Source organism: Acinetobacter yuyunsongii, assembly GCF_041021915.1.
Taxonomy (GTDB): domain Bacteria; phylum Pseudomonadota; class Gammaproteobacteria; order Pseudomonadales; family Moraxellaceae; genus Acinetobacter.
In genome coordinates this window covers 2,557,732-2,581,166 of record NZ_CP157435.1, presented here as the reverse complement: position 1 = coordinate 2,581,166, position 23,435 = coordinate 2,557,732, and the positions used below count along the sequence as shown (strand labels likewise).

The 23,435-nt window shown below is 41.9% G+C and carries 34 protein-coding genes and 2 pseudogenes; 30 read left to right on the top strand and 6 right to left on the bottom strand.

Annotation, left to right across the window (positions count from 1 at the left end; translation table 11 throughout):
- Positions 1-244 precede the first annotated feature (244 nt).
- Both ABLB98_RS12385 and ABLB98_RS12380 read left to right on the top strand, forming a co-directional pair.
- Complete coding sequence (locus ABLB98_RS12385) at positions 245-1,117, top strand: acyl-CoA thioesterase II (RefSeq protein ID WP_348882340.1); 873 nt, start codon at positions 245-247, stop codon at positions 1,115-1,117.
- A gap of 136 nt (positions 1,118-1,253) precedes the next feature.
- Complete coding sequence (locus ABLB98_RS12380) at positions 1,254-2,495, top strand: dicarboxylate/amino acid:cation symporter (protein ID WP_348882339.1); 1,242 nt, start codon at positions 1,254-1,256, stop codon at positions 2,493-2,495.
- Between the two features lie 55 nt (positions 2,496-2,550).
- On the opposite strand, the pseudogene ABLB98_RS12375 reads toward ABLB98_RS12380, so the two are convergent.
- The 6 genes and pseudogenes from ABLB98_RS12375 to ABLB98_RS12350 form a co-directional block, all read right to left on the bottom strand.
- Positions 2,551-3,503, bottom strand: a pseudogene (locus ABLB98_RS12375) (metal-dependent hydrolase).
- Between the two features lie 129 nt (positions 3,504-3,632).
- Positions 3,633-4,409, bottom strand: coding sequence for a ribosome biogenesis GTP-binding protein YihA/YsxC (gene yihA / locus ABLB98_RS12370; RefSeq protein ID WP_178882677.1), 777 nt, complete (start codon positions 4,407-4,409; stop codon positions 3,633-3,635).
- A 74-nt stretch (positions 4,410-4,483) separates the two neighbouring features.
- On the bottom strand, positions 4,484-4,936 hold the full coding sequence (locus ABLB98_RS12365; protein ID WP_004660334.1) for an Rrf2 family transcriptional regulator: 453 nt from the start codon (positions 4,934-4,936) through the stop codon (positions 4,484-4,486).
- Between the two features lie 79 nt (positions 4,937-5,015).
- Entirely contained in the window at positions 5,016-6,227 is a 1,212-nt protein-coding gene (hmpA, locus tag ABLB98_RS12360) for an NO-inducible flavohemoprotein (protein WP_348882337.1), read from the bottom strand.
- Positions 6,228-6,370: 143 nt separating this feature from the next.
- Positions 6,371-7,918: a helicase HerA-like domain-containing protein gene (locus ABLB98_RS12355; RefSeq protein ID WP_348882336.1), complete on the bottom strand. Its 1,548-nt coding sequence runs from the start codon at positions 7,916-7,918 to the stop codon at positions 6,371-6,373.
- 19 nt (positions 7,919-7,937) lie between these two features.
- The gene (locus tag ABLB98_RS12350; protein ID WP_348882335.1) at positions 7,938-9,131 is read right to left on the bottom strand and encodes a PLP-dependent transferase; all 1,194 of its coding nucleotides are present in this window, start codon (positions 9,129-9,131) and stop codon (positions 7,938-7,940) included.
- Between the two features lie 167 nt (positions 9,132-9,298).
- On the opposite strand from ABLB98_RS12350, the gene ABLB98_RS12345 reads away from it, so the two are divergent.
- The 28 genes and pseudogenes from ABLB98_RS12345 to rpoA all read left to right on the top strand — a co-directional run bounded on the left by ABLB98_RS12345 (position 9,299) and on the right by rpoA (position 23,419).
- On the top strand, positions 9,299-10,027 hold the full coding sequence (locus tag ABLB98_RS12345; RefSeq protein WP_348882334.1) for a type 1 glutamine amidotransferase: 729 nt from the start codon (positions 9,299-9,301) through the stop codon (positions 10,025-10,027).
- Positions 10,028-10,253: 226 nt separating this feature from the next.
- On the top strand, positions 10,254-10,565 hold the full coding sequence (gene rpsJ, locus ABLB98_RS12340) for a 30S ribosomal protein S10 (protein WP_000070912.1): 312 nt from the start codon (positions 10,254-10,256) through the stop codon (positions 10,563-10,565).
- 57 nt (positions 10,566-10,622) lie between these two features.
- Positions 10,623-11,261 (top strand): 50S ribosomal protein L3, encoded by a 639-nt coding sequence (rplC, locus tag ABLB98_RS12335; protein WP_004660344.1) that lies wholly within the window; start codon positions 10,623-10,625, stop codon positions 11,259-11,261.
- Between the two features lie 11 nt (positions 11,262-11,272).
- Positions 11,273-11,875 carry a 50S ribosomal protein L4 gene (gene rplD / locus ABLB98_RS12330; RefSeq protein WP_004660347.1) on the top strand — a complete coding sequence of 201 codons (603 nt, stop codon included), beginning with the start codon at positions 11,273-11,275 and terminating at the stop codon, positions 11,873-11,875.
- Entirely contained in the window at positions 11,872-12,192 is a 321-nt protein-coding gene (rplW, locus tag ABLB98_RS12325; protein WP_004641070.1) for a 50S ribosomal protein L23, read from the top strand. Before rplD ends, rplW begins: the two co-directional genes overlap by 4 nt.
- Before the next feature lie 11 nt (positions 12,193-12,203).
- A complete protein-coding gene (gene rplB, locus ABLB98_RS12320) occupies positions 12,204-13,028 on the top strand; it encodes a 50S ribosomal protein L2 (protein WP_004660349.1) in 825 nt (274 codons plus the stop codon).
- 13 nt (positions 13,029-13,041) lie between these two features.
- On the top strand, positions 13,042-13,317 hold the full coding sequence (rpsS, locus tag ABLB98_RS12315; protein WP_004641066.1) for a 30S ribosomal protein S19: 276 nt from the start codon (positions 13,042-13,044) through the stop codon (positions 13,315-13,317).
- Positions 13,318-13,328: 11 nt separating this feature from the next.
- Positions 13,329-13,658, top strand: coding sequence for a 50S ribosomal protein L22 (gene rplV, locus ABLB98_RS12310; RefSeq protein ID WP_004657676.1), 330 nt, complete (start codon positions 13,329-13,331; stop codon positions 13,656-13,658).
- Position 13,659: 1 nt separating this feature from the next.
- A pseudogene (gene rpsC, locus ABLB98_RS12305) lies at positions 13,660-14,476 on the top strand (30S ribosomal protein S3).
- The gene (rplP, locus tag ABLB98_RS12300) at positions 14,416-14,829 is read left to right on the top strand and encodes a 50S ribosomal protein L16 (RefSeq protein ID WP_004657678.1); all 414 of its coding nucleotides are present in this window, start codon (positions 14,416-14,418) and stop codon (positions 14,827-14,829) included. The pseudogene rpsC and the gene rplP overlap by 61 nt, the downstream one beginning before the upstream one ends.
- Complete coding sequence (rpmC, locus tag ABLB98_RS12295; protein ID WP_348882333.1) at positions 14,829-15,026, top strand: 50S ribosomal protein L29; 198 nt, start codon at positions 14,829-14,831, stop codon at positions 15,024-15,026. Before rplP ends, rpmC begins: the two co-directional genes overlap by 1 nt.
- The gene (gene rpsQ, locus ABLB98_RS12290; protein WP_004641057.1) at positions 15,023-15,280 is read left to right on the top strand and encodes a 30S ribosomal protein S17; all 258 of its coding nucleotides are present in this window, start codon (positions 15,023-15,025) and stop codon (positions 15,278-15,280) included. The genes rpmC and rpsQ overlap by 4 nt, the downstream gene beginning before the upstream one ends.
- 92 nt (positions 15,281-15,372) lie before the next feature.
- Positions 15,373-15,741, top strand: a complete 369-nt coding sequence (rplN, locus tag ABLB98_RS12285) for a 50S ribosomal protein L14 (RefSeq protein WP_004657680.1) — start codon at positions 15,373-15,375, stop codon at positions 15,739-15,741.
- 9 nt (positions 15,742-15,750) lie between these two features.
- On the top strand, positions 15,751-16,068 hold the full coding sequence (rplX, locus tag ABLB98_RS12280) for a 50S ribosomal protein L24 (RefSeq protein ID WP_004641054.1): 318 nt from the start codon (positions 15,751-15,753) through the stop codon (positions 16,066-16,068).
- Positions 16,069-16,083: 15 nt separating this feature from the next.
- Entirely contained in the window at positions 16,084-16,620 is a 537-nt protein-coding gene (gene rplE / locus ABLB98_RS12275) for a 50S ribosomal protein L5 (RefSeq protein WP_004660357.1), read from the top strand.
- A 9-nt stretch (positions 16,621-16,629) separates the two neighbouring features.
- Positions 16,630-16,935, top strand: coding sequence for a 30S ribosomal protein S14 (gene rpsN, locus ABLB98_RS12270; protein ID WP_004660360.1), 306 nt, complete (start codon positions 16,630-16,632; stop codon positions 16,933-16,935).
- 12 nt (positions 16,936-16,947) lie between these two features.
- Entirely contained in the window at positions 16,948-17,343 is a 396-nt protein-coding gene (gene rpsH / locus ABLB98_RS12265) for a 30S ribosomal protein S8 (protein WP_004660361.1), read from the top strand.
- 13 nt (positions 17,344-17,356) lie between these two features.
- On the top strand, positions 17,357-17,890 hold the full coding sequence (gene rplF, locus ABLB98_RS12260) for a 50S ribosomal protein L6 (RefSeq protein WP_004660363.1): 534 nt from the start codon (positions 17,357-17,359) through the stop codon (positions 17,888-17,890).
- A gap of 14 nt (positions 17,891-17,904) precedes the next feature.
- Positions 17,905-18,255, top strand: a complete 351-nt coding sequence (rplR, locus tag ABLB98_RS12255; protein ID WP_004660364.1) for a 50S ribosomal protein L18 — start codon at positions 17,905-17,907, stop codon at positions 18,253-18,255.
- Between the two features lie 2 nt (positions 18,256-18,257).
- Complete coding sequence (rpsE, locus tag ABLB98_RS12250; protein WP_004657688.1) at positions 18,258-18,755, top strand: 30S ribosomal protein S5; 498 nt, start codon at positions 18,258-18,260, stop codon at positions 18,753-18,755.
- 6 nt (positions 18,756-18,761) lie between these two features.
- Positions 18,762-18,938: a 50S ribosomal protein L30 gene (gene rpmD, locus ABLB98_RS12245; protein ID WP_003653652.1), complete on the top strand. Its 177-nt coding sequence runs from the start codon at positions 18,762-18,764 to the stop codon at positions 18,936-18,938.
- 3 nt (positions 18,939-18,941) lie between these two features.
- Positions 18,942-19,382 (top strand): 50S ribosomal protein L15, encoded by a 441-nt coding sequence (gene rplO / locus ABLB98_RS12240; RefSeq protein WP_004660366.1) that lies wholly within the window; start codon positions 18,942-18,944, stop codon positions 19,380-19,382.
- Between the two features lie 45 nt (positions 19,383-19,427).
- Positions 19,428-20,747, top strand: coding sequence for a preprotein translocase subunit SecY (secY, locus tag ABLB98_RS12235; protein ID WP_171287530.1), 1,320 nt, complete (start codon positions 19,428-19,430; stop codon positions 20,745-20,747).
- A gap of 20 nt (positions 20,748-20,767) precedes the next feature.
- On the top strand, positions 20,768-20,884 hold the full coding sequence (gene rpmJ, locus ABLB98_RS12230) for a 50S ribosomal protein L36 (RefSeq protein ID WP_000867907.1): 117 nt from the start codon (positions 20,768-20,770) through the stop codon (positions 20,882-20,884).
- Between the two features lie 107 nt (positions 20,885-20,991).
- On the top strand, positions 20,992-21,348 hold the full coding sequence (gene rpsM, locus ABLB98_RS12225; RefSeq protein ID WP_348882331.1) for a 30S ribosomal protein S13: 357 nt from the start codon (positions 20,992-20,994) through the stop codon (positions 21,346-21,348).
- Between the two features lie 19 nt (positions 21,349-21,367).
- The gene (gene rpsK, locus ABLB98_RS12220) at positions 21,368-21,754 is read left to right on the top strand and encodes a 30S ribosomal protein S11 (RefSeq protein WP_001040166.1); all 387 of its coding nucleotides are present in this window, start codon (positions 21,368-21,370) and stop codon (positions 21,752-21,754) included.
- A gap of 12 nt (positions 21,755-21,766) precedes the next feature.
- Positions 21,767-22,393: a 30S ribosomal protein S4 gene (gene rpsD / locus ABLB98_RS12215; RefSeq protein WP_004641035.1), complete on the top strand. Its 627-nt coding sequence runs from the start codon at positions 21,767-21,769 to the stop codon at positions 22,391-22,393.
- A gap of 18 nt (positions 22,394-22,411) precedes the next feature.
- Entirely contained in the window at positions 22,412-23,419 is a 1,008-nt protein-coding gene (rpoA, locus tag ABLB98_RS12210) for a DNA-directed RNA polymerase subunit alpha (protein ID WP_004660372.1), read from the top strand.
- Positions 23,420-23,435: the final 16 nt, after the last annotated feature.

Sequence of the window (23,435 nt, the reverse complement as noted above, 5' to 3'; positions counted from 1 at the left end):
CATGATGAGCACGACATTCTGCGTTATTCTGACATAAAACGATATGTTATTTTCTGACAAAATATAGCGTATTTGGTAGATTTTATCGTTAAAAATCGTATTTTTAGCGCTTATAAATAAAGATTAATGTGACGGATGAATCATTTTATCCTGAGCATATTTATTGGAATTTGTGGCACAATCGAAATGATCAATCCTGAATGGATTAGTTGATCTCTCCTCATTGATGTTGGAAGGCTATTACATGAATGCGTTAACTCAAGAACTGGTTGAGCTTTTGACTTTGGAAAAGTTGGAAGAACATATTTTCAGAGGCAACAGTCGCAATTTGGTTGGGAAACGAGTATTCGGTGGGCAAGTTCTTGGACAAGCATTAAGAGCGGCATCATATACCACAAACCGTCCAGCACATTCGTTGCATGCTTATTTTTTATATGGTGGTGATGTCGATGCACCGATCATTTATGAAGTTGATCCATTGCGAGATGGTAAAAGTTTTGCCAGCCGACAGGTCAGGGCGATCCAACATGGACGTACAATTTTCTCGGCGATGGTATCTTTTGCCAGTCCAGAAGAAGGCTTAAATTATCAACATAAAGAACCAGAGTATCCGAGTCCTGAAGAGCTGAAGTCTGAGAAAGAATTAAAGGAAAGTATGCTCAATTTCGTCCCAGAAAATGCACGTACGAGTTTTATGCGCGAACGTCATGTTGAAATCAGACCAACTCGACCAGTTAATCCTTTTCAGCCGCAGCCTGAAGCACCATATTATGCGCACTACATTCGTACCCATGATCGTATTGCAGAAAATGTTGATGACGTTTCATTACATCAAGCCATCGTTGCGTTTTATTCAGATTTTACCTTGATGACCACAGCGTTGCGTCCACACGGGTTATCTTGGATTTCACCAAATTTACAATGTGCAAGCATTGATCATACCATTTACTTCCATCGCCCGTTACGTGCTGATGATTGGATGCTTTACGATATGGAAGCAACGATTAGTGCCAGTTCACGTGGTCTGAATTTTGGACGCATGTGGCAGAATGGTCAGCTGGTATGTAGCACTGTGCAAGAGGGTCTAATTCGATTGAGAGAAATTGAAACCCAGTAAATTAGATTTGAAAAATTCAAAAAAAGCCATCGTTTAGATGGCTTTTTTTTGTCATAAGGCTGTGACAAAAAATTGCTCGATTCTTCAATGTGAGCGTGCCATAGTACCTACAAGCTAAAATATTTTATTAATCAGAATGAATTTAAATACACAAATTCTAATCGCAGCCGTACTGGGTGTTATATATGGGTTCTTCTTAACTTTGTATCCGCAGACTAGTTTTGCTGAACATAGTTTGTATGGACTGGGGATTTTAAGCAGTATTTTTATTGGTTTACTAAAAATGTTGCTCATCCCACTTATTTTTAGTTCGATCGTTGTAGGTGTTTCAAATTTACAGGCTGGCGGACAATTTGGACGAGTTTGGAAAATTACAGCATTAAGCTGCCTCACGACGACAACCTTAGCTTTGATTTTAGGGATTAGTTGTGCACATCTATTTGAAGTAGGTAAAGGCGTAGATATTCAAATCTTCCAAGAAGCCATGCAAAACCATCAGACGCCAGATACGCTGACGCCTTCAAGTTTTCTGACCAGTTTTATCCAAAATACCTTGATCAATCCTTTTAAAGCATTTAGTGAGGGTAATGTACTTGCAGTTGTGGTCTTTGCGTTATTCCTTGGAGTCGCATTAGTCAAAGGGGGTGAAAGCTTTAGTTTGGTTCGCAATATCTGCCAACAATTCTTTGTCATGATGATGATGCTTGTGGGTTGGGTGATGAAGCTAGCCCCAATCGGTATTTTTGCATTGCTTGCTAAATTGATCGCGACCGAAGATCTTTCCGTGTTAAGTCGTTTAGTGGAATTCGCAATGGTTGTCACAGGAACAACGATTTTTCACGGTGCTGTTGTTTTGCCGGCATTACTTTGGATTTTTGGAAAAATGAATCCAATCACTTTCTTTAAAGGTGCACGCACAGCTTTGGTCACTGCATTTGCGACTAGTTCAAGTTCCGCGACGATGCCACTCAGTATGAAATGTGCACAAGAAAATTTAGGTGTGCGACCACAGACGGCAGGATTTGTGATTCCTTTAGGAACACAATTAAATATGGATGGTACTGCACTTTATGAGGCAGCCGCTGCTTTGTTTATTGCAAATTTGATGGGCTTGGACTTGAGCTTAACACAGCAAATTATCGTATGTTTAACTGCCATGATTGCTTCATTGGGAGCACCAGGTATTCCCAGCGCAGGTATGGTGACCATGATTATGGTTTTGCAATCAGTTGGTTTGCCTGCGGAAGCGATTGCGATTTTATTACCGATTGATCGAGTATTAGATACTGTACGAACAGTAGTGAATGTACAGGGTGATATGATGATCAGTGTTGTTGTTGATCGTTATGCTAAGCAAGCAGAAGTTGAATCAAGTTGATGCGATTTAAGAAATAAAAAAGCAGGAGAAGACTCCTGCTTTTTTATTGAAATGCTTATGCAGCTTGTTGTAAAGCGCGTTTTGCTGCCGGTGAATTATTTAAATAATTCACCGCATCTTGAGTATTACCTTCTTTCACAGGATCATACCAAGGCATGAGATAGTCAATTTGTTGGGCGACTAACCAAATTGGATTTGGTAAAACCCGATTATCTTGACGACCAATTTTATACCATTCCATCCAGACCCATGGTTTAAACGGACTTGGTTTTTTGTCGGCAAAACGTGGGTCCTGACTCATGATATGTGCCGCGCCATCAACCCATCAACCCATAAACCAAGTACACCCACGATTACAGCGACACTCATGTAATAACGTGCAATATAACCACCACCTAAATGACGATATAGATCAAAGGCAACGGTACGATGTTCGATTTCTTCAGAACCATGCCATTTAATCAGATCAATCATTTCAGGATCGGCACCGAGCTCTTCCCAACGTTTGTTATACAGTGCGTATTTACCCAATACACAAGTCATGTGTTCAACTGTTGCAATGATGCCTAGACGGAACAAATCCCATTGATGGTCAAGTATTTTAGGAACTTCTTTACCAAAAGGTTTATCAGCTAAAGCTTTGTTAAATAAGAAATCCATAATATCGAGATTACGCTGAATATCAATATTACGTTGGCTAAGATATTCTTTGTTCGCAGACGTATGTGCAACCGCATGCATCGCTTCTTGGCGAATAAATGCTTGAACGTCTTGTTTTAATTTTTCATCAGTAATTTCTGGAAGAACTTTGTTGTATAAGCGGCAGAACCAAAACTCACCAGCAGGCAAAATATTGTTAATTTCATTAATAAAATAACTGGCATAAGGCTGGTTTGGAATCCAATCCACTGGTGTTTTTTTCCAGTCAAACTTCACTTTGCGTGGGAGAATTTTATAGTCAATCGAAGAACCAAGCACTTTATTCTTCATAAATGATAGTAATTTCATCGTTTAGTCCTAATCGATAGTGCAATGAACCAACACTAAGCAGTATATGAAAACTACCTAGTGTTTGTGTTTAGCAATTCGGGACAATTAGAAATTATTTAATGCATCAAGTTGCATAAAATGCATTATTTATTCTTCGACGTCTACTTCTGAAGCTTCTGGGATCTGATCAAGGTCAAATTCTGCTGGTTGATCAAGTGTGAAATTTAAACGGCCACCCATGACGCTTGCCAATTCTTCTAAACCAATTCGATTGAGTGAAGAGAATAATTGAATCGAGAAATCAAGTTTCATTTTCTTCAACTGCTGCTTAATTTCTAATAGTACTTTATTGGCAGGGCCACGGTTTAATTTGTCGGCTTTAGTAAGCAGGATATGCACAAACAAATGGCGTGAATGTGCCCATTCCAGCATCATTAAGTCAAAATGTTGTAATGGATGGCGGATGTCCATTAACAGTACTAAGCCTTGTAAGCTTTTACGATGGATTAGATAGTTCTCAAGTTCTTTCTGCCATACGATTTTCATGGCTTCAGGTACAGCCGCATAACCATAACCTGGTAAATCGACCAAACGTTGATCTGGATTACCTAAGCTAAAAAAGTTGATCATCTGGGTACGGCCAGGTCTTTTAGAGGCACGCGCCAACTGCTTTTGATTGGTTAAAGCATTAATTGCACTCGATTTTCCTGCATTGGAACGACCTGCAAATGCGATTTCATAACCTGTATCTTCTACGCACAAATCCAGTTTAGGTGCACTCATCAAAAATTCAGCTTGGCGTAACCAAGTCAAAGACTGCACTGCATACGCGGTTACAGCAGGATCAGTCTTTTTTTCATAACTGATTTTTTGTTTAGGTGCGAGTTTGGCTTTGGTGTCTTTCGATTTTTCACTACGACGCATAGAAGCTTACTTTTTGAATTGAAATAGCAACGACTATTATAAAGGATGTGAGAGATTCGTGCGAATCTTGATGTTTAGGCTTTTTGAACGAGTTGTAAAAAATCAATATTTGAATTTGTAGAAGAGGGAAGAATGCCATATTGCACCACTTCTCCAAGTGTATATTGATCTAGGCTTTGATAAAAACATTCTAAAGCTTGATCCAAAATACTTTTCAGTCCGCAATGAGAGCGTAAAACACAAGGTGGTGTATTACATTCTACGATTTGATGATTGCCTTGTAGGATACGAACAATTTCACCTAGTTTTAAACTTTTGGCTTCTGGATTTAAACGAAGTCCACCGCCTTTGCCGCGAATCGTTACAATCCAATGCTGTTTTCCCATGAAGTGAACGATTTTCACTAAATGGTTTTGGGATACATGCAAGTCCCGTGCAATATCTGCAATCGTATACGGTACATCACTCGGACGAGCGACATACATTAAGATTCTGAGTGCATAATCAGTAAACTTATTGAGTTGCATGGGTTTTCACTCAATCTATTGCTTTAAACAGAAAGGGCTAGTCTAACATGGACTAGCCCTATGCAAAACGCAGCGCCGATTAGCTGAGTTTTACGCCACCCGTACCGAATGCTTCGCTATGAATGTTTTCGGCAGGAATACCACGGGCAACCAGTGCCTTATGCTGTTCCGCCATAAATGGCATTGGACCACAGAGATAGTAATCTGCATTGATTGGCAGTAAAGCGGCATCCATCGCTGCTAAATCCAGACGGCCAGCAACGTCATAATCTTCACCTAGCACATCACTTTCATGTGGGAACTCATAGGCAGTAAATGTGCTCAGGCGTGGATACTTTGCCTTTAACTCATGAATATGCTTTTTCATGGCATGCACTTGGCTGCTGCGACAAGCATGAATAAAGCTGACAGGCTGAGGCATATCTTCTGTCACTAATTGATTCAGCATAGCAATCATTGGAGTTAAGCCAACACCACCACTGATAAACACATTACGTTTTTTGCTATCAATCAGGTAGAAGTTGCCTGTAGGTGCAGACACCTCAATTTCTGAACCCTCAGCCAAGCCATGTAAGGTGCTTGATACCCAGCCACCTGCCAAATCACCTTTTTCATCTTCACGCTTGACTGAAATACGTAAGTAATCTGCTTGAGGGCTCGTTGAAAGCGTGTATTGACGTGGCTGTCTTAAACCTAGTTCCTCAACAAATACACGGACTGAAATGTATTGACCCGCTTCATATTTAGGTAATTCACCACCATCCACAGGAGCTAAATAGAATGAAGTAATTTCATCGCTTTCAACTACTTTTTTGGCAATTTTGAAATTACGCCAACCTAACCAACTGCCTTTGGTTTGTTGATGTTGATCATAGATCGCTTTTTCAGTGCTAATAAATAAGTCAGCTAATTGACCATAAGCGGCGGCCCATGCACCAATCAATGGATCTTCCATCGAGATATTCAGTACTTCACTGATAGAGTGCAGTAGGTTCTCACCCACAATACTGTAATCAGGTGATTGAATATTCAAGCTCACATGTTTGTGTGCAATCAATTCGACCACAGGTAAAAGTACAGAAGGATCTTCAATATTTTCCGCATAAGCTAGTACAGCACCCGCAAGTGCTTGTGCTTGTGCACCACTACGTTGATGTCCCATATTGAAGGTTTCTTTTAATTCGGGGTTATTACCTAACATACGGTTGTAAAAGTAACCAGTGAGTGCCACACCATTTTCACGGAGTACAGGTACAGTTGCTTTTACAAGGTCAATTTGCTGCGGAGTCATGGGTGATCTCTCTTGGCCATCATTTATAAGATATATTTAAAATATACCTTATAAAATTTATTTGCAAGATCTGTTTTGACTAAAACCATAAAAAAGATAGGGGATAAATGATTATCCTCTGATTTTTAAAATAATAAAGATTTTTATTTGCCAAATAATGAGCCAAGTAAACCGCGAACGATCTTTTGACCTGTAGAGCCGCCCAAGCTACGAGCCGCACTTTTTGCAAAAGTTCCCACAATATCTTGGGTGAGTTTCTCTCGATCTCGTTGTGCTTTCTCTGCAGCTTTTTGTTGCTCTTTCGCAAAGCGTTCTTGTTCTTTCGCCTGTTGTTTGGCTAAAGCATCTTGTTCTTTGCTTTGCTGCTTTTCTAATTCATCTGCCTGTTTTTGTTGAGACTGTTGTAGCACTTTCTTTTGCAGCATTTCATAAGCACTATCACGATCCACAGCTTGATCATAAACACCTGCAACAATACTTTGCGAAATAATAATTTGGCGTTCTTCTGGCGTGATTGGCGTAAATGAAGAGTAAGGTGGCATGACCCAACCGCGCTCTACAATTTGCGGTGTCCCTTGCTCATCTAGACAACTAATTAATGCTTCACCTACAGCAAGTTCTGTAATTGCTTGATCAACTTTGAATGCTGGATTGGCTCGAAAGGTATCCGCTGCGGTTTTGACCGCCTTTTGATCTTTTGGAGTAAATGCACGTAAGGCGTGTTGCACACGGTTGCCTAATTGCCCTAAGACACTTTCCGGTAAATCCAGTGGGTTTTGGGTAATAAAATAAATTCCCACGCCTTTAGAGCGAATCAGGCGAACTACCTGTTCGATTTTCTGTTGCAAGGCTGGACTGGCATTATCAAATAACAAATGAGCCTCATCGAAGAAGAACACCAGTTTCGGCTTATCCATATCGCCAACTTCTGGAAGCTGCTCAAATAGCTCAGAAAGCATCCATAACAGGAATGTGGCATAAAGCTTCGGGGTATTCATCAACTTGTCGGCAGCTAAGATATTGATATAGCCATGACGATTGGTATCGGTCTGAATAAAATCGAGAATATTCAGGCTAGGCTCACCAAAAAATTGCTCTCCACCTTGATCACCTAAAGCCAATAAATTACGTTGAATCGCCCCAAGACTAGCTGGAGAAAGGTTGCCATATTCAGCTTTTAATTCGGCTGCATTTTCGCTGACATAGGTCAGCATGGCTTTAAGGTCTTTGAAATCAATTAATAAAAGCCCTTGATCATCTGCAACGCGGAAAACGGCCGAAAGAACGCCTTCTTGTGTGTCATTCAGATTGAGCATTTGTGCCAAAAGTAACGGACCAATTTCTGAAATTGTGGTACGAATAGGATGACCTTGTTGTCCAAATAAATCCCAAAAAATAACAGGGGAAGCAGCAAATGAAATGGGTTCAAGTTGTAAGTTTTTTAAACGCTCATCAAATTTGGGGTTGCTACTTCCTGCTTTAGCCAAACTAGAGACATCACCTTTAGCATCTGCCAAAAAGACAGGTACGCCCAGCCGTGAGAAACTTTCGGCTAATACCTTCAGAGTCACTGTTTTACCTGTGCCTGTCGCACCTGCAATTAAACCGTGGCGGTTTGCAAATTGAGAATGTAAAACAATATCTTGCGTTGTATCTGTGGTTTTTTTTGCAATAATAATGGGTGTATTCATTCTTCACCTATGCTTTATTTCATTCGAGTTGTTTTAGTGCGTTTTGAATATCTTGGATTAAATCGTTTGGATGTTCTAGTCCTATGCAGAAGCGAACCAATAAACCTTGTTGTAAATGTGTATTTTCTAGTTCTCGCATCTGTTTTAAATCATAAAGCATAACAAGGCTGACAGGGCCGCCCCAACTGAATCCCAACTTAAATAAGTTTAAGCTATCGCAGAATTTTCGAATCGCTGCGAGATCATATTCAGGTTTGAAAATGACACTGACTAAACCTGCACTTTTTCCTGTTTCACAGACTTGCTGCCAAAATAAATGGCCTGCTGAGTTGGCATCACTTGGATGTAAAACTTGGCAAAATTGAGATTGTTGCTTTAGCCAATCAAGCACTGTTATTGCACTGTTAGATTGTTGTTCATAACGAAGTGGCATATGAGCCAAGCTGCGTTGAATTTGTGCGGTATCATCGCCTGAAACACAGATCCCTTGGGTTGCATGCATACGGTACAGTTTATGATGTAATTGCGGATCTCGTGTAACCACTGAACCCATTAAAATATCGCCACCACCGCTTGGGTATTTGGTGAGTGCATGTATAGTGATGTCCACAGACAAATGCTCATCTGAAAAATCAAATGCATTAAAGGCCAGTCCAGCACCCCATGTGTTATCCAATGCTGTCAGAACCTTCGCTTGCTGTGCTTTTTTAACTAGATTTTTGAGGTCGGGAAATTCTAAGGTGACAGAACCTGCTGCTTCAAGCCAGATTAGTTTAGCTTTTTCAGTCGGTTGAAAGCTATTTGCATCAATTGGGTTGTAGATTTTGACGTGAATGCCGTAGCGGTCTTGCAGATTCTTTAAGTGTTCCAGATTTGGGCCATAAATATTGTCTGCAACCCAAACTTCATCCCCTGAACTTAAAAAAGTACTATTCACTAAATTGATTGCAGATAAGCCACTGGGTGCAAGTAAACAATAATTTCCACCTTCAATTCGAGCAATATTATCTCCTAATGTAAACGTCGTCGGTGTACCGTGTGTGCCATAACTATAATCATAAGGGTCAGTCCAGTGGCGATCAAAAAGGTGCGCTGTTGTTTTAAAAATAATCGTGGATGCACGAAACAGGGGAGGTTGAATCGTTTCTATGTATTGGGGAGCTTGGCGTGGTGCATGAATGAGTGTGGTTTGTAAGCTATTTTGTTTAGTCATGGGGCAAAATTAAATCAATAGAATGATTTAGGTTAAGAGAAAATATCGAATCCTGCTAGTCATTTGCATATTTTGTACAGAATCGTTACGAATCAAAGCTTTTAGTCAAAACTGGCTTTATTTTTGCTAAGACTAATTATCATTCTAACTACAATAGGTTTACGCGCATGAAGTCGCATTTAAGAGTGCATTATTTTCAGCACATTGCTGGTGAAGGTTTTGGCAGTTGCTATGACTATTTAAAGGCACATCAAGCAAAAATTACCGCCACAGAGTTCTTTGCTTTACCCGTTGATTTACCTCTTGAATTGGAGGCCCTACCTAATATTGATGAAGTTGATTTGCTGATCATTATGGGGGGAACCATGAGTGTGAATGACGAAGCAAATTATCCTTGGTTAAAATTGGAAAAAAGATGGTTAAGACGTTATCTCTCTGCGGGTAAACCAGCGATTGGTTTATGTTTAGGGGGGCAACTGATTGCCAATGCACTCGGTGCATCTGTGAGTCGAAATCAACATCAAGAGTTAGGTTGGATGGACGTGGGTCGTGTTTCACACGTACCTGAAAATTACTTTCAAATACCAGAAAAAATTAATATTATGCAATGGCATAGTGAAACCTTTGAAATCCCCAAAGGTGGTGTGCGTCTAGCAGAAAACAGGGTGTGCCGTAACCAGCTTTATCAGATCGGGCGGAATGTTTTGGGTTTTCAGTTCCATCCAGAAATGACACCACATGCTTTGCAATTATTGATTGAAAATGAAGAAGATAGTGCAGTATTTAATGGTGAATATGTTCAGCCAATCGCAGAATTAAAAAAAACGATTAAAAGTAAGTTTGAACAGGGTAATCAATTACTAAATCGAGCAATAGAGTATGTGGTGAATGCTTAATCAACTATAAAACTAAAAAAATAAAAGAAGAATTGCATAAGACTTAAACAATCGTTATAATGGGCGACCCTCAAATGGAGGGCGTTCACTACGAAGAAAGTAGTTAACGCATTACAGTCGTGGCATCGATCATGACCTTAGTGATTTTCACTGCCCTTGACACTTGCCAATAAGGTGAGGTGCGTCATGGGTGATTCTTTATATTTTTGGCTTGGAGTTTACTGGTATGTCTAACCAGAGAATTCGTATCCGTTTGAAGTCTTTTGATCATCGTCTGATTGATCAATCTGCTCAAGAGATCGTAGAAACCGCTAAGCGTACTGGCGCACAAGTGTGTGGTCCAATCCCGATGCCGACTCGCATCGAACGCTTCAATGTTCTTACTTCACCACACGTCAACAAAGACGCTCGTGATCAGTACGAAATCCGCACTTATAAACGTTTGATCGACATCGTTCAACCAACAGATAAAACTGTTGATGCATTGATGAAGTTAGATCTTGCTGCTGGTGTTGATGTTCAGATCGCTTTGGGTTAAGGCTTTCGGTTAATTAGCGTTAAGTTAATTAGGCCGCTTTTTTAGAGGTTTATGCACATGGCTATTGGTTTAGTCGGTCGCAAATGTGGTATGACTCGCGTCTTTACAGATGCTGGTGTATCTGTACCTGTTACAGTTATCGAAGTCGATCCAAACCGCATTACGCAAATCAAAACACTTGAAACTGATGGTTATCAAGCAATCCAAGTAACTACTGGTGAACGTCGCGAATCGCGCGTAACTAATGCTCAGAAAGGTCACTTCGCGAAAGCGGGTGTTGCTGCTGGTCGTTTAGTTAAAGAGTTCCGTGTTACTGAAGCTGAGCTTGAAGGCCGTGAAGTTGGTGCTTCTATCGGTGTTGATTTGTTCACAGTTGGTCAAATTGTTGACGTAACTGGTCAATCAAAAGGTAAAGGCTTCCAAGGTGGTGTTAAGCGTTGGAATTTCCGTACGCAAGATGCTACTCATGGTAACTCTGTATCTCACCGTGTATTAGGTTCTACAGGTCAAAACCAGACTCCTGGTCGCGTGTTCAAAGGCAAGAAAATGGCTGGTCACTTAGGTGATGAACGCGTAACAGTTCAAGGTCTTGAAATTGTATCTATTGACGCTGAACGTTCTGTTTTAGTTGTTAAAGGTGCTGTTCCTGGTGCAACGAATGGTGACGTTATTGTACGTCCTACCATTAAGGCCTGAGGGGAAATACTGTGAATTTAAAAACTGTTTCCGGCTCTGCTGTTGAATTGTCTGAAGTTGCTTTCGGACGTGAGTTTAACGAAGCGCTTGTACACCAAGTTGTTACAGCTTACTTGGCTGGTGGTCGTCAAGGTTCGAAAGCTCAGAAATCACGTGCAGACGTTTCTGGCGGTGGTAAAAAACCATTCCGTCAAAAAGGTACTGGTCGCGCTCGTGCGGGTTCTATTCGTAGTCCTATCTGGGTTGGTGGTGGTAAAACTTTTGCTGCTCGCCCACAAGATTGGTCTCAAAAAGTAAACCGTAAGATGTATCGCGGTGCAATGCAATGTATCTTAGCTGAACTTGTTCGCCAAGATCGTCTTGTATTAGTTGAAGAGTTTGCTGTTGCAGCTCCAAAAACTAAAGACTTGCTTGCAAAACTTACAGACTTGAATGCAACTCGTGCATTGATCATTACAGATGCTGTAGATGAGAACTTGTATCTTGCAGCTCGCAACCTTCCACACGTTGATGTGGTTGATGCTACTGCTATTGATCCTGTTAGCTTGATTGCATTTGATAAAGTTGTAATGTCTGTAGCTGCTGCTAAGAAAATTGAGGTAGAACTCGGATGAACAACGAACGTATCTATCAAGTCCTATTAGGACCAGTATTCTCAGAAAAAGCACAAGTTTTAGGTGATACTGCTGGTGTTCAAGTGTTCAAAGTTGCATTAAATGCAAACAAACTTGAAATCAAAAAAGCAGTTGAGCAGCTCTTTGGTGTTGAAGTTGTAAAAATTAATACAACGATCACTAAAGGTAAAACAAAACGCTTTGGTAAAACATTAGGACGTCGTTCTGATGTGAAAAAAGCATACGTCACCCTGAAAGCTGGCCAAGATGTAGAAATGGCTGACTTGGGCGATACCGCTGAAAACGCAGCGGAATAAGGACGAGAATTATGCCAATTCAAAAATGTAAGCCAACGTCTCCAGGACGTCGCTTTGTAGAGAAAGTGGTTCATGACCATCTTCACAAAGGCGCTCCTTATGCACCGTTGGTAGAAGCTAAAAAACGTACTGGTGGTCGTAATAATAATGGTCACATCACTACACGTCACGTGGGTGGTGGTCATAAGCAAAACTACCGTATTGTTGACTTTAAACGTAACAAAGATGGTATTCCAGCGACTGTAGAGCGCATCGAATACGATCCTAACCGTACAGCTCATATTGCTTTATTGAAATATGCTGATGGTGAACGTCGTTACATCATTGCACCTAAAGGCTTACGTGCTGGTGATAAAGTACAATCTGGTAATGATGCTCCAATTCGTCCAGGTAACTGCTTGCCACTTCGCAATATGCCAATCGGTTCTACGCTTCACAACCTTGAACTTAAAATCGGTAAAGGTGCTCAATTAGCACGTTCTGCTGGTACTTCAGTTCAATTGTTGGGTCGTGATGGTTCTTACGCTATCGTTCGTTTACGTTCTGGTGAAATGCGTAAAGTACACGTTGAATGTCGTGCTGTAATTGGTGAAGTTTCTAACCAAGAAAGCAACCTTCGTTCATTGGGTAAAGCTGGTGCTGCGCGCTGGCGTGGTATTCGTCCTACCGTTCGTGGTATGGCGATGAACCCGGTAGATCACCCGCATGGTGGTGGTGAAGGACGTAGTAAAGGTATTCAACCTGTAAGTCCATGGGGTCAAAAAGCGAAAGGGTACAAGACACGTACCAATAAGCGTACGACTAAGATGATTATTCGCGACCGTCGCGTCAAGTAAGGGAATCTGAATAATGCCTCGTTCATTAAAAAAAGGTCCATTCGTCGACGCGCATTTGTTCGCTAAGGTTGAAGCTGCGATTGCTGCTAACAACCGTAAGCCGATCAAAACATGGTCACGTCGTTCAATGATCCTTCCAGACTTTGTTGGTTTAACAATTTCTGTTCACAATGGCCGTAACCACGTTCCAGTAATTGTTACTGAACACATGGTTGGTCATAAATTGGGTGAATTCGCGCCAACTCGTACCTATCGTGGTCACGGTGTTGATAAGAAGTCTAAACGTTAATAGGTGCTATGATGGAAGTAACTGCTAAATTACGCGGTGCCGCTATCTCGGCACAAAAAGCACGTTTAGTTGCTGATTTGATCCGTGGTAAGTCGGTTGCACGTGCGATAGACATTTTGAACTTCAGCAACAAGAAAGCAGCTGTGCTCGTTAAAAAAGCACTTGAATCTGCAATCGCGAATGCTGAACATAACAACAGCTTAGATGTTGATGACCTTAAAGTAACTACGATTTACGTTGATGAAGGCATGAGCCTTAAACGTATCATGCCACGTGCTAAAGGCCGTGCAGATCGTATTACTAAGCGTACTTGTCACATCACCGTTAAGGTAGGGGTTTGATATGGGTCAGAAGGTTCATCCAATCGGTATCCGCCTAGGTGTTGTGAAACGTCATAACGCTAACTGGTATGCGAGTCCGAAACAATACGCTGAATACTTGCTTAAAGATCTTCAAGTTCGTGAGTTTTTGCTTAAAAAACTTAAGAATGCGATGGTCAGCAATATTCTTATCGAACGTCCTACAGGCGCTGCTAAAGTAACAATTAGCACTGCTCGTCCTGGTATCGTGATCGGTAAGAAAGGCGAAGATATTGAGAAATTACAGCGCGAACTCACCAACATTATGGGTGTTCCAGCTCAAGTTAGCATCAATGAAATTGATCGCCCTGACTTGGATGCACGTTTAGTTGCTGAAGCAATTGCTTCTCAATTAGAAAAGCGTGTTATGTTCCGTCGTGCTATGAAGCGTGCGGTTCAAAACACAATGCGTGCTGGCGCTAAAGGTATCAAAGTTGAAGTTTCTGGCCGTTTAGGTGGTGCAGAGATCGCTCGTACTGAGTGGTATCGTGAAGGTCGTGTACCTTTGCATACACTTCGTGCTGACATCGACTATGCTACTATGCGTGCAGAAACAACATACGGTACGATCGGTGTTAAAGTTTGGATTTTCCGTGGCGAGATTTTAGGTGGCATGAAACAAGTCATGAACCCTGCTCCTGCTGAAGAGCGTCCAGCTAAACGCGGTCGTGGTCGTGGTGAAGGTCAAGAGCGTCGTGGTCGTCGCGGTGACCGTGCTGCTGACAAGGGAGAATAATCCATGTTGCAACCTAAACGTACCAAATTCCGTAAAGTGCACAAAGGCCGTAACACTGGTCTAGCGCATCGTGGTAGTACAGTATCATTTGGTTCGATTGCAATTAAAGCAACTGAACGTGGTCGTATGACTGCGCGTCAGATTGAAGCTGCACGTCGTACCATTAGCCGTCGTATTAAACGTGGTGGTAAAATCTTCATCCGCGTATTCCCAGACAAACCAATTACCGAAAAACCATTAGAAGTTCGTATGGGTAAAGGTAAAGGTAGTGTGGAATACTGGGTTTGTCAGATCCAGCCAGGTAAGATCCTGTACGAAATTGAAGGTGTTAGCGATGAGTTAGCGCGTGAAGCTTTTGCTTTAGCTGCAGCTAAACTCCCGTTTAAAACCACTATCGTGACTCGGACGGTGATGTAATGAAAATTAAAGATCTACGTGAAAAGTCGGTAGAAGAGTTGAAAGCTTTGCTTGATGAGCAACAGCTTAACCAATTCCGTCTTCGTATGGCGAAAGCAACTGGTCAATTAGGCAAAACGCATGAAGTGCAAATTGCTCGTAAGACAATTGCTCGTATCAAGACACTCCTTACCGAAAAACAGGGGAACGGACAATGAGTGAAAAAACAGTCCGCACGTTAACCGGCAAAGTTGTAAGTGACAAAATGGACAAGTCTATTGTTGTGCTTATTGAACGCCGCGTTCAACACCCGTTGTACGGCAAATCAATCCGCCGTTCAACTAAATTACACGCTCATGATGAGAACAATGTTGCTAAAACTGGCGACTTAGTGACCATCAAAGAAAGCCGCCCAATTTCTAAAACTAAAGCTTGGACTTTAGTGGAAGTCGTTGAAGCAGCTGCTGAGTAATTAGACGTTCTTGTTGCATCATCGGACAATTTCGAGTACTCTTTGAGCCTTTCGAAATTGCGACCGGTGATGCTCGGTTTTGGAGTAGGGCAATGATTCAAACCGAAAGTATGCTCGACGTAGCAGACAACAGTGGTGCACGCCGCGTACAATGTATTAAAGTACTTGGTGGTTCACACCGTCGTTATGCTTCAGTTGGCGATATTATTAAAGTTACTGTAAAAGAAGCAATTCCGCGCGCACGTGTTAAAAAAGGTGACGTGATGAATGCTGTAGTTGTACGTACAAAATTCGGCATCCGTCGTCCAGATGGTTCTGTTATTCGTTTCGACGATAACGCAGCTGTTATTTTGAACAACAACAAAGCTCCGATTGCGACTCGTATCTTCGGACCAGTGACTCGTGAACTTCGTACTGAACAGTTCATGAAAATCATTTCATTGGCTCCTGAAGTTTTATAAGAGGCAATCATGGCTAAGATTAAAAAAGGCGATCAAGTAATTGTGATCGCAGGTAAAGAAAAAGGCAAACAAGGTGTTGTTTTGTCTGTTTCTGAAGATCGAGTTAAGGTCGAAGGTCTTAACTTAGTGAAGAAGCATCAAAAGCCAAACCGTGTAACTGGCGCTGAAGGCGGTATCGTTACTCAAGAGGCAACGCTTCATATTTCAAACGTGGCAATTTTTAATGCTACAACCCAAAAGGCTGACCGTATTGGTTACCAAGTGATTGATGGCGCGAAAACTCGTGTTTATAAATCAAATGGTGAATCAGTGGCGGTAGCGAAGTAATAGGTTGAATAGGCGATGGCCAGACTTAAAGCACGTTATAACGACGAACTTAAAGCGAAGTTACAAGAAGAACTTGGCGTTAAGAATGTGATGGATATTCCTCGCATCACGAAAATCACTCTTAACATGGGTGTAGGCGCAGCTGCAACTGATAAGAAATTATTAGATGGCGCTGTTGCTGATATGCAACTCATTGCTGGTCAAAAACCAGTTGTGACACTTGCACGTAAATCAATCGCTGGTTTTAAAATCCGTGATGGTTGGCCAATTGGTTGTAAAGTTACTTTACGTGGCGACCAAATGTACGAATTCTTGGATCGTTTGATCTCGATCGCTATCCCTCGTATCCGTGACTTCCGTGGTTTCTCTTCGAAATCATTTGATGGTCGTGGTAACTACTCTATGGGTTTAAAAGAGCAGATCGTTTTCCCTGAAATCGATTTTGACAAAATTGATCGTATCCGTGGTTTAGATATCACTATTACGACCACTGCTCGTAGCGATGACGAAGGCCGTGCGCTTATGCGTGCATTCGGCTTCCCGTTCAAATAAGAGGTCGATATGGCTAAGAAAGGTATGATTAATCGCGAATTGAAACGCGAAAAGACAGTTGCTAAATACGCTGCAAAACGTGCTGAATTAAAAGCAACGATTGCAAACGTAAATGCATCTGATGAAGAACGTTTCGAAGCGATGATGAAGTTACAAGCATTACCACGTAATGCATCTCCAGTACGTCTTCGTAACCGCTGTGGTTTAACTGGTCGTCCTCATGGTTACTTCCGTAAGTTCGGTTTAAGCCGTAACAAATTACGCGATACAGTAATGCAGGGTGATGTACCAGGCGTTGTTAAAGCAAGCTGGTAAGGAGCGACTATAATGAGTATGCAAGATACCGTTGCCGACATGTTAACGCGTGTTCGTAACGCTCAAATGGCAAAGAAACAAGTTGTTTCTATGCCTTCTTCTAAGTTGAAGGTTGCTATTGCAAACGTTCTTCAACAAGAAGGTTATATTTCAAATGTAGAAGTTGCTCAAGAAGATGCAAAAGCTACTTTGACTATTACGTTAAAATATTTCGAAGGCAAACCAGTTATCGAAACTGTGAAGCGCGTAAGCCGTCCTGGTCTACGTCAGTATCGCGGTAAAGATGCACTTCCAAGCGTTAAGCAAGGTTTAGGTATTGCAATTGTTTCTACAAGCAAAGGCATCATGACTGATCGCGCTGCACGTGCTGCGGGCGTTGGTGGTGAAGTTATTGCTTTTGTTTCTTAATAGGTGATTCCTCATGTCTCGTGTGGCTAAAGCCCCAGTAACTGTACCTAATGGTGTAACAGTTACTCAGAACGGCCGGCAGGTCGAAGTGAAAGGCACTAAAGGTACATTGTCTTTCAACCTGCATGCGCTGGTCGAGCTAAAACAGGAAGAAGGTAAACTTCAACTTGCTCCAGTTAAAGAGTCGAAAGATGCTTGGATGCAAGCTGGTACTGCTCGCGCTGTATTGAACAACCTTGTAAAAGGTGTTAGCGAAGGCTTCGAACGTAAGTTACAGCTAGTTGGTGTTGGTTACAAAGCAGCAGTTAAAGGCACTGTCGTTAACCTTGCTTTAGGTTATTCACACCCAATTGACTACGCTTTACCAGAAGGTGTAACAGCGGAAACTCCAACTGCAACTGAAATCATTTTGAAATCAGCAAACAAGCAGTTGTTAGGTCAAGTAGCAGCGGAAATCCGTGCATACCGTTCTCCTGAACCATATAAAGGTAAAGGTGTTCGTTATTCGGATGAAGTTATTCTTCGTAAAGAAGCTAAGAAGAAATAAGGCGCGAGGTTCTTATGAACGAAAAGAAACAAACCCGTTTGCGTCGTGCAAAAAGCACACGCTTGCACATTCGTGCATTGGGTGCGACTCGTTTGTGTGTAAACCGCACTCCGCGTCACATCTATGCTCAAGTTATTTCAGCAGATGGTGGCAAAGTTTTAGCGCAAGCTTCAACTTTAGATGCATCTTTGCGTAGTGGTGCGACTGGTAATATCGATGCAGCAACTAAGGTTGGTGCTTTAATCGCAGAACGTGCTAAAGCAGCTGGCGTTACTAAAGTTGCATTTGACCGTTCTGGTTTTAAATATCATGGTCGTATCAAAGCCTTGGCTGATGCTGCTCGTGAAGGCGGCTTGGAGTTCTAATCATGGCGAAAGTTGAACAAAACGAAGGTCTCGTTGAAAAGCTGGTTGCCGTTGATCGTGTAGCCAAAGTTGTTAAGGGTGGTCGTATCTTCTCTTTCACAGCATTAACTGTTGTGGGTGATGGTAATGGTCGTGTAGGTTTTGGTCGTGGTAAAGCGCGTGAAGTTCCAGCTGCTATTTCTAAAGCACTTGAAGCTGCACGTCGTAACATGATTACTGTAGACCTTGCGGGGACTACTTTACAACACCCTGTGAATGCTCGTCATGGTGCAAGCCGTGTATACATGCAACCTGCTTCAGAAGGTACTGGCGTAATTGCTGGTGGCGCGATGCGTGCTGTTCTCGAAGCTGCAGGTGTACATAACGTACTTGCTAAATGTTATGGTTCTACAAATGCTGCTAACGTAGTAAACGCAACTTTCAAAGGTTTGCGTGATATGACTTCTCCTGAGAAAGTCGCTGCGAAACGTGGTCTTTCAGTAGAACAAATTCAAGGGTAATCAATCATGAAAACGATTAAAGTTACCCAGACTAAATCTTCTTCGCATCGTTTAAAAAATCATAAACTTTGCTTACAAGGTCTAGGTCTGCGTCGTATTGGTCATACTGTAGAAGTGCAAGATACGCCTTCTAACCGTGGTATGGTCAACAAAGTTTACTATATGGTTAGTGTAGAGGAATAAGCCATGACTCTGCGTTTAAATGAACTTGCACCTGCTGAAGGTGCTAAGCGTGAAAATCGTCGTCTAGGTCGTGGTATCGGCTCTGGCGTTGGTAAGACTGGTGGTCGTGGTATCAAGGGTCAAAACTCACGTAAAAGTGGTGGTACTCGTCCAGGCTTTGAAGGCGGTCAAACAGCGTTATATCGTCGTTTACCAAAATTCGGTTTCACTAGCCAAATCGCTTTGAAAACTGCTGAAGTACGTTTGTCTGAATTGAATAAAGTTGAAGGTGATGTAATTAGCCTTGAAACTTTAAAAGCTGCGAACGTTGTTCGTCGTGATCAAATTCGTGCTCGCATCGTTCTTTCTGGTGAAATCACTCGCGCATTCACTGTTCAAGGTGTTGTGTTGACTAAAGGCGCTAAAGCTGCTGTTGAAGCTGCTGGCGGTAAAGTCGAGGAGTAATCTCGAGTGTCTATGACTCCTAGTTCTTCAGGTCATGTAAACATGATGAAAGGCCAACCATTTCATGTGAAATATCGTGAAATTATTCGTCGATTAATGTTTTTGATTGGCGCGTTATTGGTCTTTCGACTAGGAGCGCATATTCCGTTGCCAGGTATTGATAATATAGCGCTAGCACAGTTTTTTAAGGCGAATGAAGGTACCTTCTTAGGCTTATTTAACATGTTCTCTGGTGGTGCATTAGAACGCATGTCGATTCTAGCGTTGGGGATTATGCCGTACATTTCTGCATCGATTATCGTGCAGTTAATGTCTACGGTTGTTCCTTCGTTAGAAGCTTTGAAAAAAGAAGGCGAGCAAGGCAAACGAAAGATCAATCAATATACACGTTATGGCACCTTATTCCTTGCACTCGTGCAAGGTGTAGGGATGTGTGCTGGTTTGATCAGTCAAGGTATTACTTTGACATCAGGCTTAGCATTCTATGTTCCTGCAGTTACTTCGTTAGTTGCGGGAACAATGTTTCTGATGTGGTTAGGAGAGCAAATTACCGAACGTGGTGTTGGTAATGGTATCTCGATGATCATTTTTGCAGGTATTGTGGCAGGCTTGCCAAATCTTGTAATACAGTCGTTTACGTCTGTAGATAATGGTCAAGGTAGTTTAATTGGTTTGGCTGTATTTGGCTTACTCTCATTAGCCGTTTTAGCTGCGATTGTGTTTATTGAAAAAGCACAACGTCGTATTCCAGTGAACTATGCACAAAAGCAACAAGGTCGTCGTGTTTTTACTGCACAGCAAACGCATTTGCCATTAAAAATTAATATGGCAGGTGTGATTCCAGCGATTTTTGCAAGCTCATTGTTATTATTTCCAGCGAGCTTAGGGCAATGGTTAGGTAGTGCTGATCCAAATGCGGGGATTGTGAAGCGTAGCCTACAAGATCTGGCATTGGTGTTATCGCCTGGACAGCCGTTGTATTTGATGCTGTTTGGTGCGTTAATTATTTTCTTCTGTTATTTCTATACAGCGCTAGTATTTAGCCCAAAAGAAGTTGCAGAGAACTTAAAACGCAGCGGAGCATATGTGCCTGGTATCCGCCCAGGTGAGCAAACGGCTCGTTATTTAGATCATATTCTTAACCGTTTGACTTTTATTGGTGCAATTTACATTACTGTAGTGTGTTTAATGCCTATGGTGCTACAAAGTTCGTTTAGTATTCCATTCCATTTGGGTGGAACATCTTTACTCATTGTAGTTGTAGTAGTAATGGACTTTATGGCGCAACTTCAAGCGCACCTTACTTCGCATCAATATGATAATCAAACGTTAATGAGAAAAACGACTGCTCATCCTAAGGGATAAGCGCACTTAGAGGTTTCATCATGAAAGTACAAGCTTCTGTAAAGAAAATTTGTGGTAGCTGCAAAGTTATCCGTCGTAATGGGGTTATTCGCGTGATTTGTAGCGCAGAACCTCGTCATAAGCAGCGTCAAGGTTAATTTAATTAAGACCTGTTGATTTCAGTAGGCTAATTAGGTTATTATCCGCCCCTCAAGATTTTTGTGGGGCGGTTGATTATCTTGACTGCCTTTTTGGAGAAAATTGAATGGCTCGTATTGCCGGTGTAAACATTCCGGATAACAAGCATGCTGTTATCTCTCTCACGTATATTTTTGGTATCGGTCGCCACACTGCTAAGAATATCTTAGCAACTGTAGGTATTGCTGAGACTACAAAAATCCGTGAATTAGATGATGCTCAGCTTGATGCGATTCGTGCAGAAGTTGCTAAGGTTCCGACCGAAGGTGATTTACGTCGCGAAATTTCCATGAACATTAAACGTTTAATGGATTTAGGCTGCTACCGCGGTCTTCGTCATCGTCGCAGCTTGCCTGTTCGTGGACAACGCACCAAAACTAACGCACGTACCCGTAAAGGTCCGCGCAAACCGATTAAAAAGTAAGATTTCTGGAAGCTAAAAGATGGCTAAAGATACTCGCACACGCAAGAAGGTCACTCGTACCGTCTCTGAAGGTGTTGCACACATTCACGCGTCTTTTAATAACACCATTGTAACGATTACCGATCGTCAAGGTAATGCATTGGCTTGGGCTACCTCAGGTGGACAAGGCTTCCGTGGTTCACGCAAATCAACTCCGTTCGCTGCTCAGGTAGCTGCTGAAGTTGCTGGTAAAGCAGCTTTGGATTACGGTTTGAAAAACCTAGACGTCCTTGTAAAAGGTCCTGGTCCAGGTCGTGAGTCTGCGGTTCGTGCATTAGGCGCAGTGGGTTATAAGATTAACAGCATTACCGATGTGACACCAATTCCTCACAACGGTTGCCGTCCACCTAAAAAACGTCGCGTGTAAGGAGAAACATTCATGGCTCGTTATATTGGTCCAAAATGCAAACTCTCTCGCCGCGAAGGGACAGACCTGCAACTTAAATCAGGCGTTAAACCGTTTGATGTAAAAACCAAAAAACACAATAAAGCACCTGGTCAACATGGTCAGGCTCGTGGTGGTAAGCAATCTGAGTATTCACTACAATTACGTGAAAAACAAAAAGTACGTCGTATGTACGGTGTGTTAGAGCGTCAATTTAGTAACTACTATAAAGAAGCAGCTCGTGTTAAAGGCGCAACTGGTGAAAACTTGTTGAAATTGCTTGAAAGCCGTCTTGATAACGTAGTTTATCGCATGGGTTTTGGTTCTACACGTTCAGAAGCTCGTCAGTTGGTATCTCACCGTTCTATTACTTTAAATGGTCGTCGTGTAAACATTGCGTCTATTCAAGTAAAAGCGGGTGATGTAATTGCAGTGCATGAAGGTGCTAAACAACAATTGCGTATCAAAAACGCTATTGAATTAGCTGCTCAACGTGGTATCCCTGCTTGGATGGAAGTTGATCATTCTAAGTTGGAAGGTACGTTTAAAGCTGCACCAGATCGCTCTGATTTACCTGCTGAAATCAACGAAAGCTTGATTGTAGAATTGTATTCTAAATAATCCTTGAGGTAGCAATAAATGACGCGTACTGCAAACGAGTTTCTAACTCCGCAAGCGATCAAGGTCGAAGCGGTGAGCGGGACCTCGGCAAAAGTGATTCTTGAGCCTTTAGAGCGTGGTTTTGGCCATACTCTAGGTAATGCTTTACGTCGCATTCTATTGTCTTCTTTACCTGGCGCTGCTGTGGTTGAAGTTGAGATAGAAGGCGTCGAGCACGAGTACAGTACTTTAGAAGGCTTGCAGCAGGACATCGTCGAGCTCTTGCTGAACCTAAAAGGATTGTCTATTAAGCTGTTCGATCAAAATGAAGCATATTTAACATTAGAGAAGCAAGGTGCAGGTGACGTAACAGCAGCTGACCTTCGTTTACCTCATAATGTTGAAGTGGTTAACCCTGATCATTTAATCGGTACTTTGAGTTCTTCTGGTTCATTAAAAATGCGCCTTAAAGTAGCTCAAGGTCGTGGTTATGAGACATCTGACTCTCGTTTCCCAGAAGGTGAAACACGCCCAGTAGGTCGTTTACAGTTAGATGCTTCTTATAGCCCAATCAAGCGTGTTTCTTACACAGTAGAAAATGCTCGTGTAGAACAACGTACCGATCTTGATAAGTTAGTGATCGATCTTGAGACTAACGGAACTGTTGATCCAGAAGAAGCTATCCGCAAAGCGGCAACGATCTTGCAACAACAAATTGCAATTTTTGTTGATCTTCAGAAAGATCAAACTCCTGTCGCTCAAGAACCTCGCGAAGAAGTTGACCCAATTTTGCTTCGTCCAGTAGATGATCTCGAGCTTACTGTTCGTTCTGCTAACTGTTTGAAGGCAGAAAATATTTACTACATTGGTGATCTTGTTCAACGTACTGAAGTTGAGTTGTTAAAAACTCCTAACTTAGGTAAAAAATCGTTAACAGAGATCAAAGATGTTTTGGCATCGAAAGGTTTACAACTCGGTATGCGTTTAGAGAACTGGCCACCAGCTAGTCTCCGTATGGATGACCGATTTGCCTATCGTAGCCGTTAATTAAGTAGGACTATCA

Bases quoted from the DNA above. Each gene is read 5' to 3' on its own strand.
- ABLB98_RS12385 (WP_348882340.1), top strand. From the start codon at position 245: ATGAATGCGTTAACTCAAGAACTGGTTGAGCTTTTGACTTTGGAAAAG.
- ABLB98_RS12380 (WP_348882339.1), top strand. From the start codon at position 1,254: ATGAATTTAAATACACAAATTCTAATCGCAGCCGTACTGGGTGTTATA.
- yihA (WP_178882677.1), bottom strand. From the start codon at position 4,409: ATGCGTCGTAGTGAAAAATCGAAAGACACCAAAGCCAAACTCGCACCT.
- ABLB98_RS12365 (WP_004660334.1), bottom strand. From the start codon at position 4,936: ATGCAACTCAATAAGTTTACTGATTATGCACTCAGAATCTTAATGTAT.
- hmpA (WP_348882337.1), bottom strand. From the start codon at position 6,227: ATGACTCCGCAGCAAATTGACCTTGTAAAAGCAACTGTACCTGTACTC.
- ABLB98_RS12355 (WP_348882336.1), bottom strand. From the start codon at position 7,918: ATGAATACACCCATTATTATTGCAAAAAAAACCACAGATACAACGCAA.
- ABLB98_RS12350 (WP_348882335.1), bottom strand. From the start codon at position 9,131: ATGACTAAACAAAATAGCTTACAAACCACACTCATTCATGCACCACGC.
- ABLB98_RS12345 (WP_348882334.1), top strand. From the start codon at position 9,299: ATGAAGTCGCATTTAAGAGTGCATTATTTTCAGCACATTGCTGGTGAA.
- rpsJ (WP_000070912.1), top strand. From the start codon at position 10,254: ATGTCTAACCAGAGAATTCGTATCCGTTTGAAGTCTTTTGATCATCGT.
- rplC (WP_004660344.1), top strand. From the start codon at position 10,623: ATGGCTATTGGTTTAGTCGGTCGCAAATGTGGTATGACTCGCGTCTTT.
- rplW (WP_004641070.1), top strand. From the start codon at position 11,872: ATGAACAACGAACGTATCTATCAAGTCCTATTAGGACCAGTATTCTCA.
- rplB (WP_004660349.1), top strand. From the start codon at position 12,204: ATGCCAATTCAAAAATGTAAGCCAACGTCTCCAGGACGTCGCTTTGTA.
- rpsS (WP_004641066.1), top strand. From the start codon at position 13,042: ATGCCTCGTTCATTAAAAAAAGGTCCATTCGTCGACGCGCATTTGTTC.
- rplV (WP_004657676.1), top strand. From the start codon at position 13,329: ATGGAAGTAACTGCTAAATTACGCGGTGCCGCTATCTCGGCACAAAAA.
- rplP (WP_004657678.1), top strand. From the start codon at position 14,416: ATGTTGCAACCTAAACGTACCAAATTCCGTAAAGTGCACAAAGGCCGT.
- rpmC (WP_348882333.1), top strand. From the start codon at position 14,829: ATGAAAATTAAAGATCTACGTGAAAAGTCGGTAGAAGAGTTGAAAGCT.
- rpsQ (WP_004641057.1), top strand. From the start codon at position 15,023: ATGAGTGAAAAAACAGTCCGCACGTTAACCGGCAAAGTTGTAAGTGAC.
- rplN (WP_004657680.1), top strand. From the start codon at position 15,373: ATGATTCAAACCGAAAGTATGCTCGACGTAGCAGACAACAGTGGTGCA.
- rplX (WP_004641054.1), top strand. From the start codon at position 15,751: ATGGCTAAGATTAAAAAAGGCGATCAAGTAATTGTGATCGCAGGTAAA.
- rplE (WP_004660357.1), top strand. From the start codon at position 16,084: ATGGCCAGACTTAAAGCACGTTATAACGACGAACTTAAAGCGAAGTTA.
- rpsN (WP_004660360.1), top strand. From the start codon at position 16,630: ATGGCTAAGAAAGGTATGATTAATCGCGAATTGAAACGCGAAAAGACA.
- rpsH (WP_004660361.1), top strand. From the start codon at position 16,948: ATGAGTATGCAAGATACCGTTGCCGACATGTTAACGCGTGTTCGTAAC.
- rplF (WP_004660363.1), top strand. From the start codon at position 17,357: ATGTCTCGTGTGGCTAAAGCCCCAGTAACTGTACCTAATGGTGTAACA.
- rplR (WP_004660364.1), top strand. From the start codon at position 17,905: ATGAACGAAAAGAAACAAACCCGTTTGCGTCGTGCAAAAAGCACACGC.
- rpsE (WP_004657688.1), top strand. From the start codon at position 18,258: ATGGCGAAAGTTGAACAAAACGAAGGTCTCGTTGAAAAGCTGGTTGCC.
- rpmD (WP_003653652.1), top strand. From the start codon at position 18,762: ATGAAAACGATTAAAGTTACCCAGACTAAATCTTCTTCGCATCGTTTA.
- rplO (WP_004660366.1), top strand. From the start codon at position 18,942: ATGACTCTGCGTTTAAATGAACTTGCACCTGCTGAAGGTGCTAAGCGT.
- secY (WP_171287530.1), top strand. From the start codon at position 19,428: ATGAAAGGCCAACCATTTCATGTGAAATATCGTGAAATTATTCGTCGA.
- rpmJ (WP_000867907.1), top strand. From the start codon at position 20,768: ATGAAAGTACAAGCTTCTGTAAAGAAAATTTGTGGTAGCTGCAAAGTT.
- rpsM (WP_348882331.1), top strand. From the start codon at position 20,992: ATGGCTCGTATTGCCGGTGTAAACATTCCGGATAACAAGCATGCTGTT.
- rpsK (WP_001040166.1), top strand. From the start codon at position 21,368: ATGGCTAAAGATACTCGCACACGCAAGAAGGTCACTCGTACCGTCTCT.
- rpsD (WP_004641035.1), top strand. From the start codon at position 21,767: ATGGCTCGTTATATTGGTCCAAAATGCAAACTCTCTCGCCGCGAAGGG.
- rpoA (WP_004660372.1), top strand. From the start codon at position 22,412: ATGACGCGTACTGCAAACGAGTTTCTAACTCCGCAAGCGATCAAGGTC.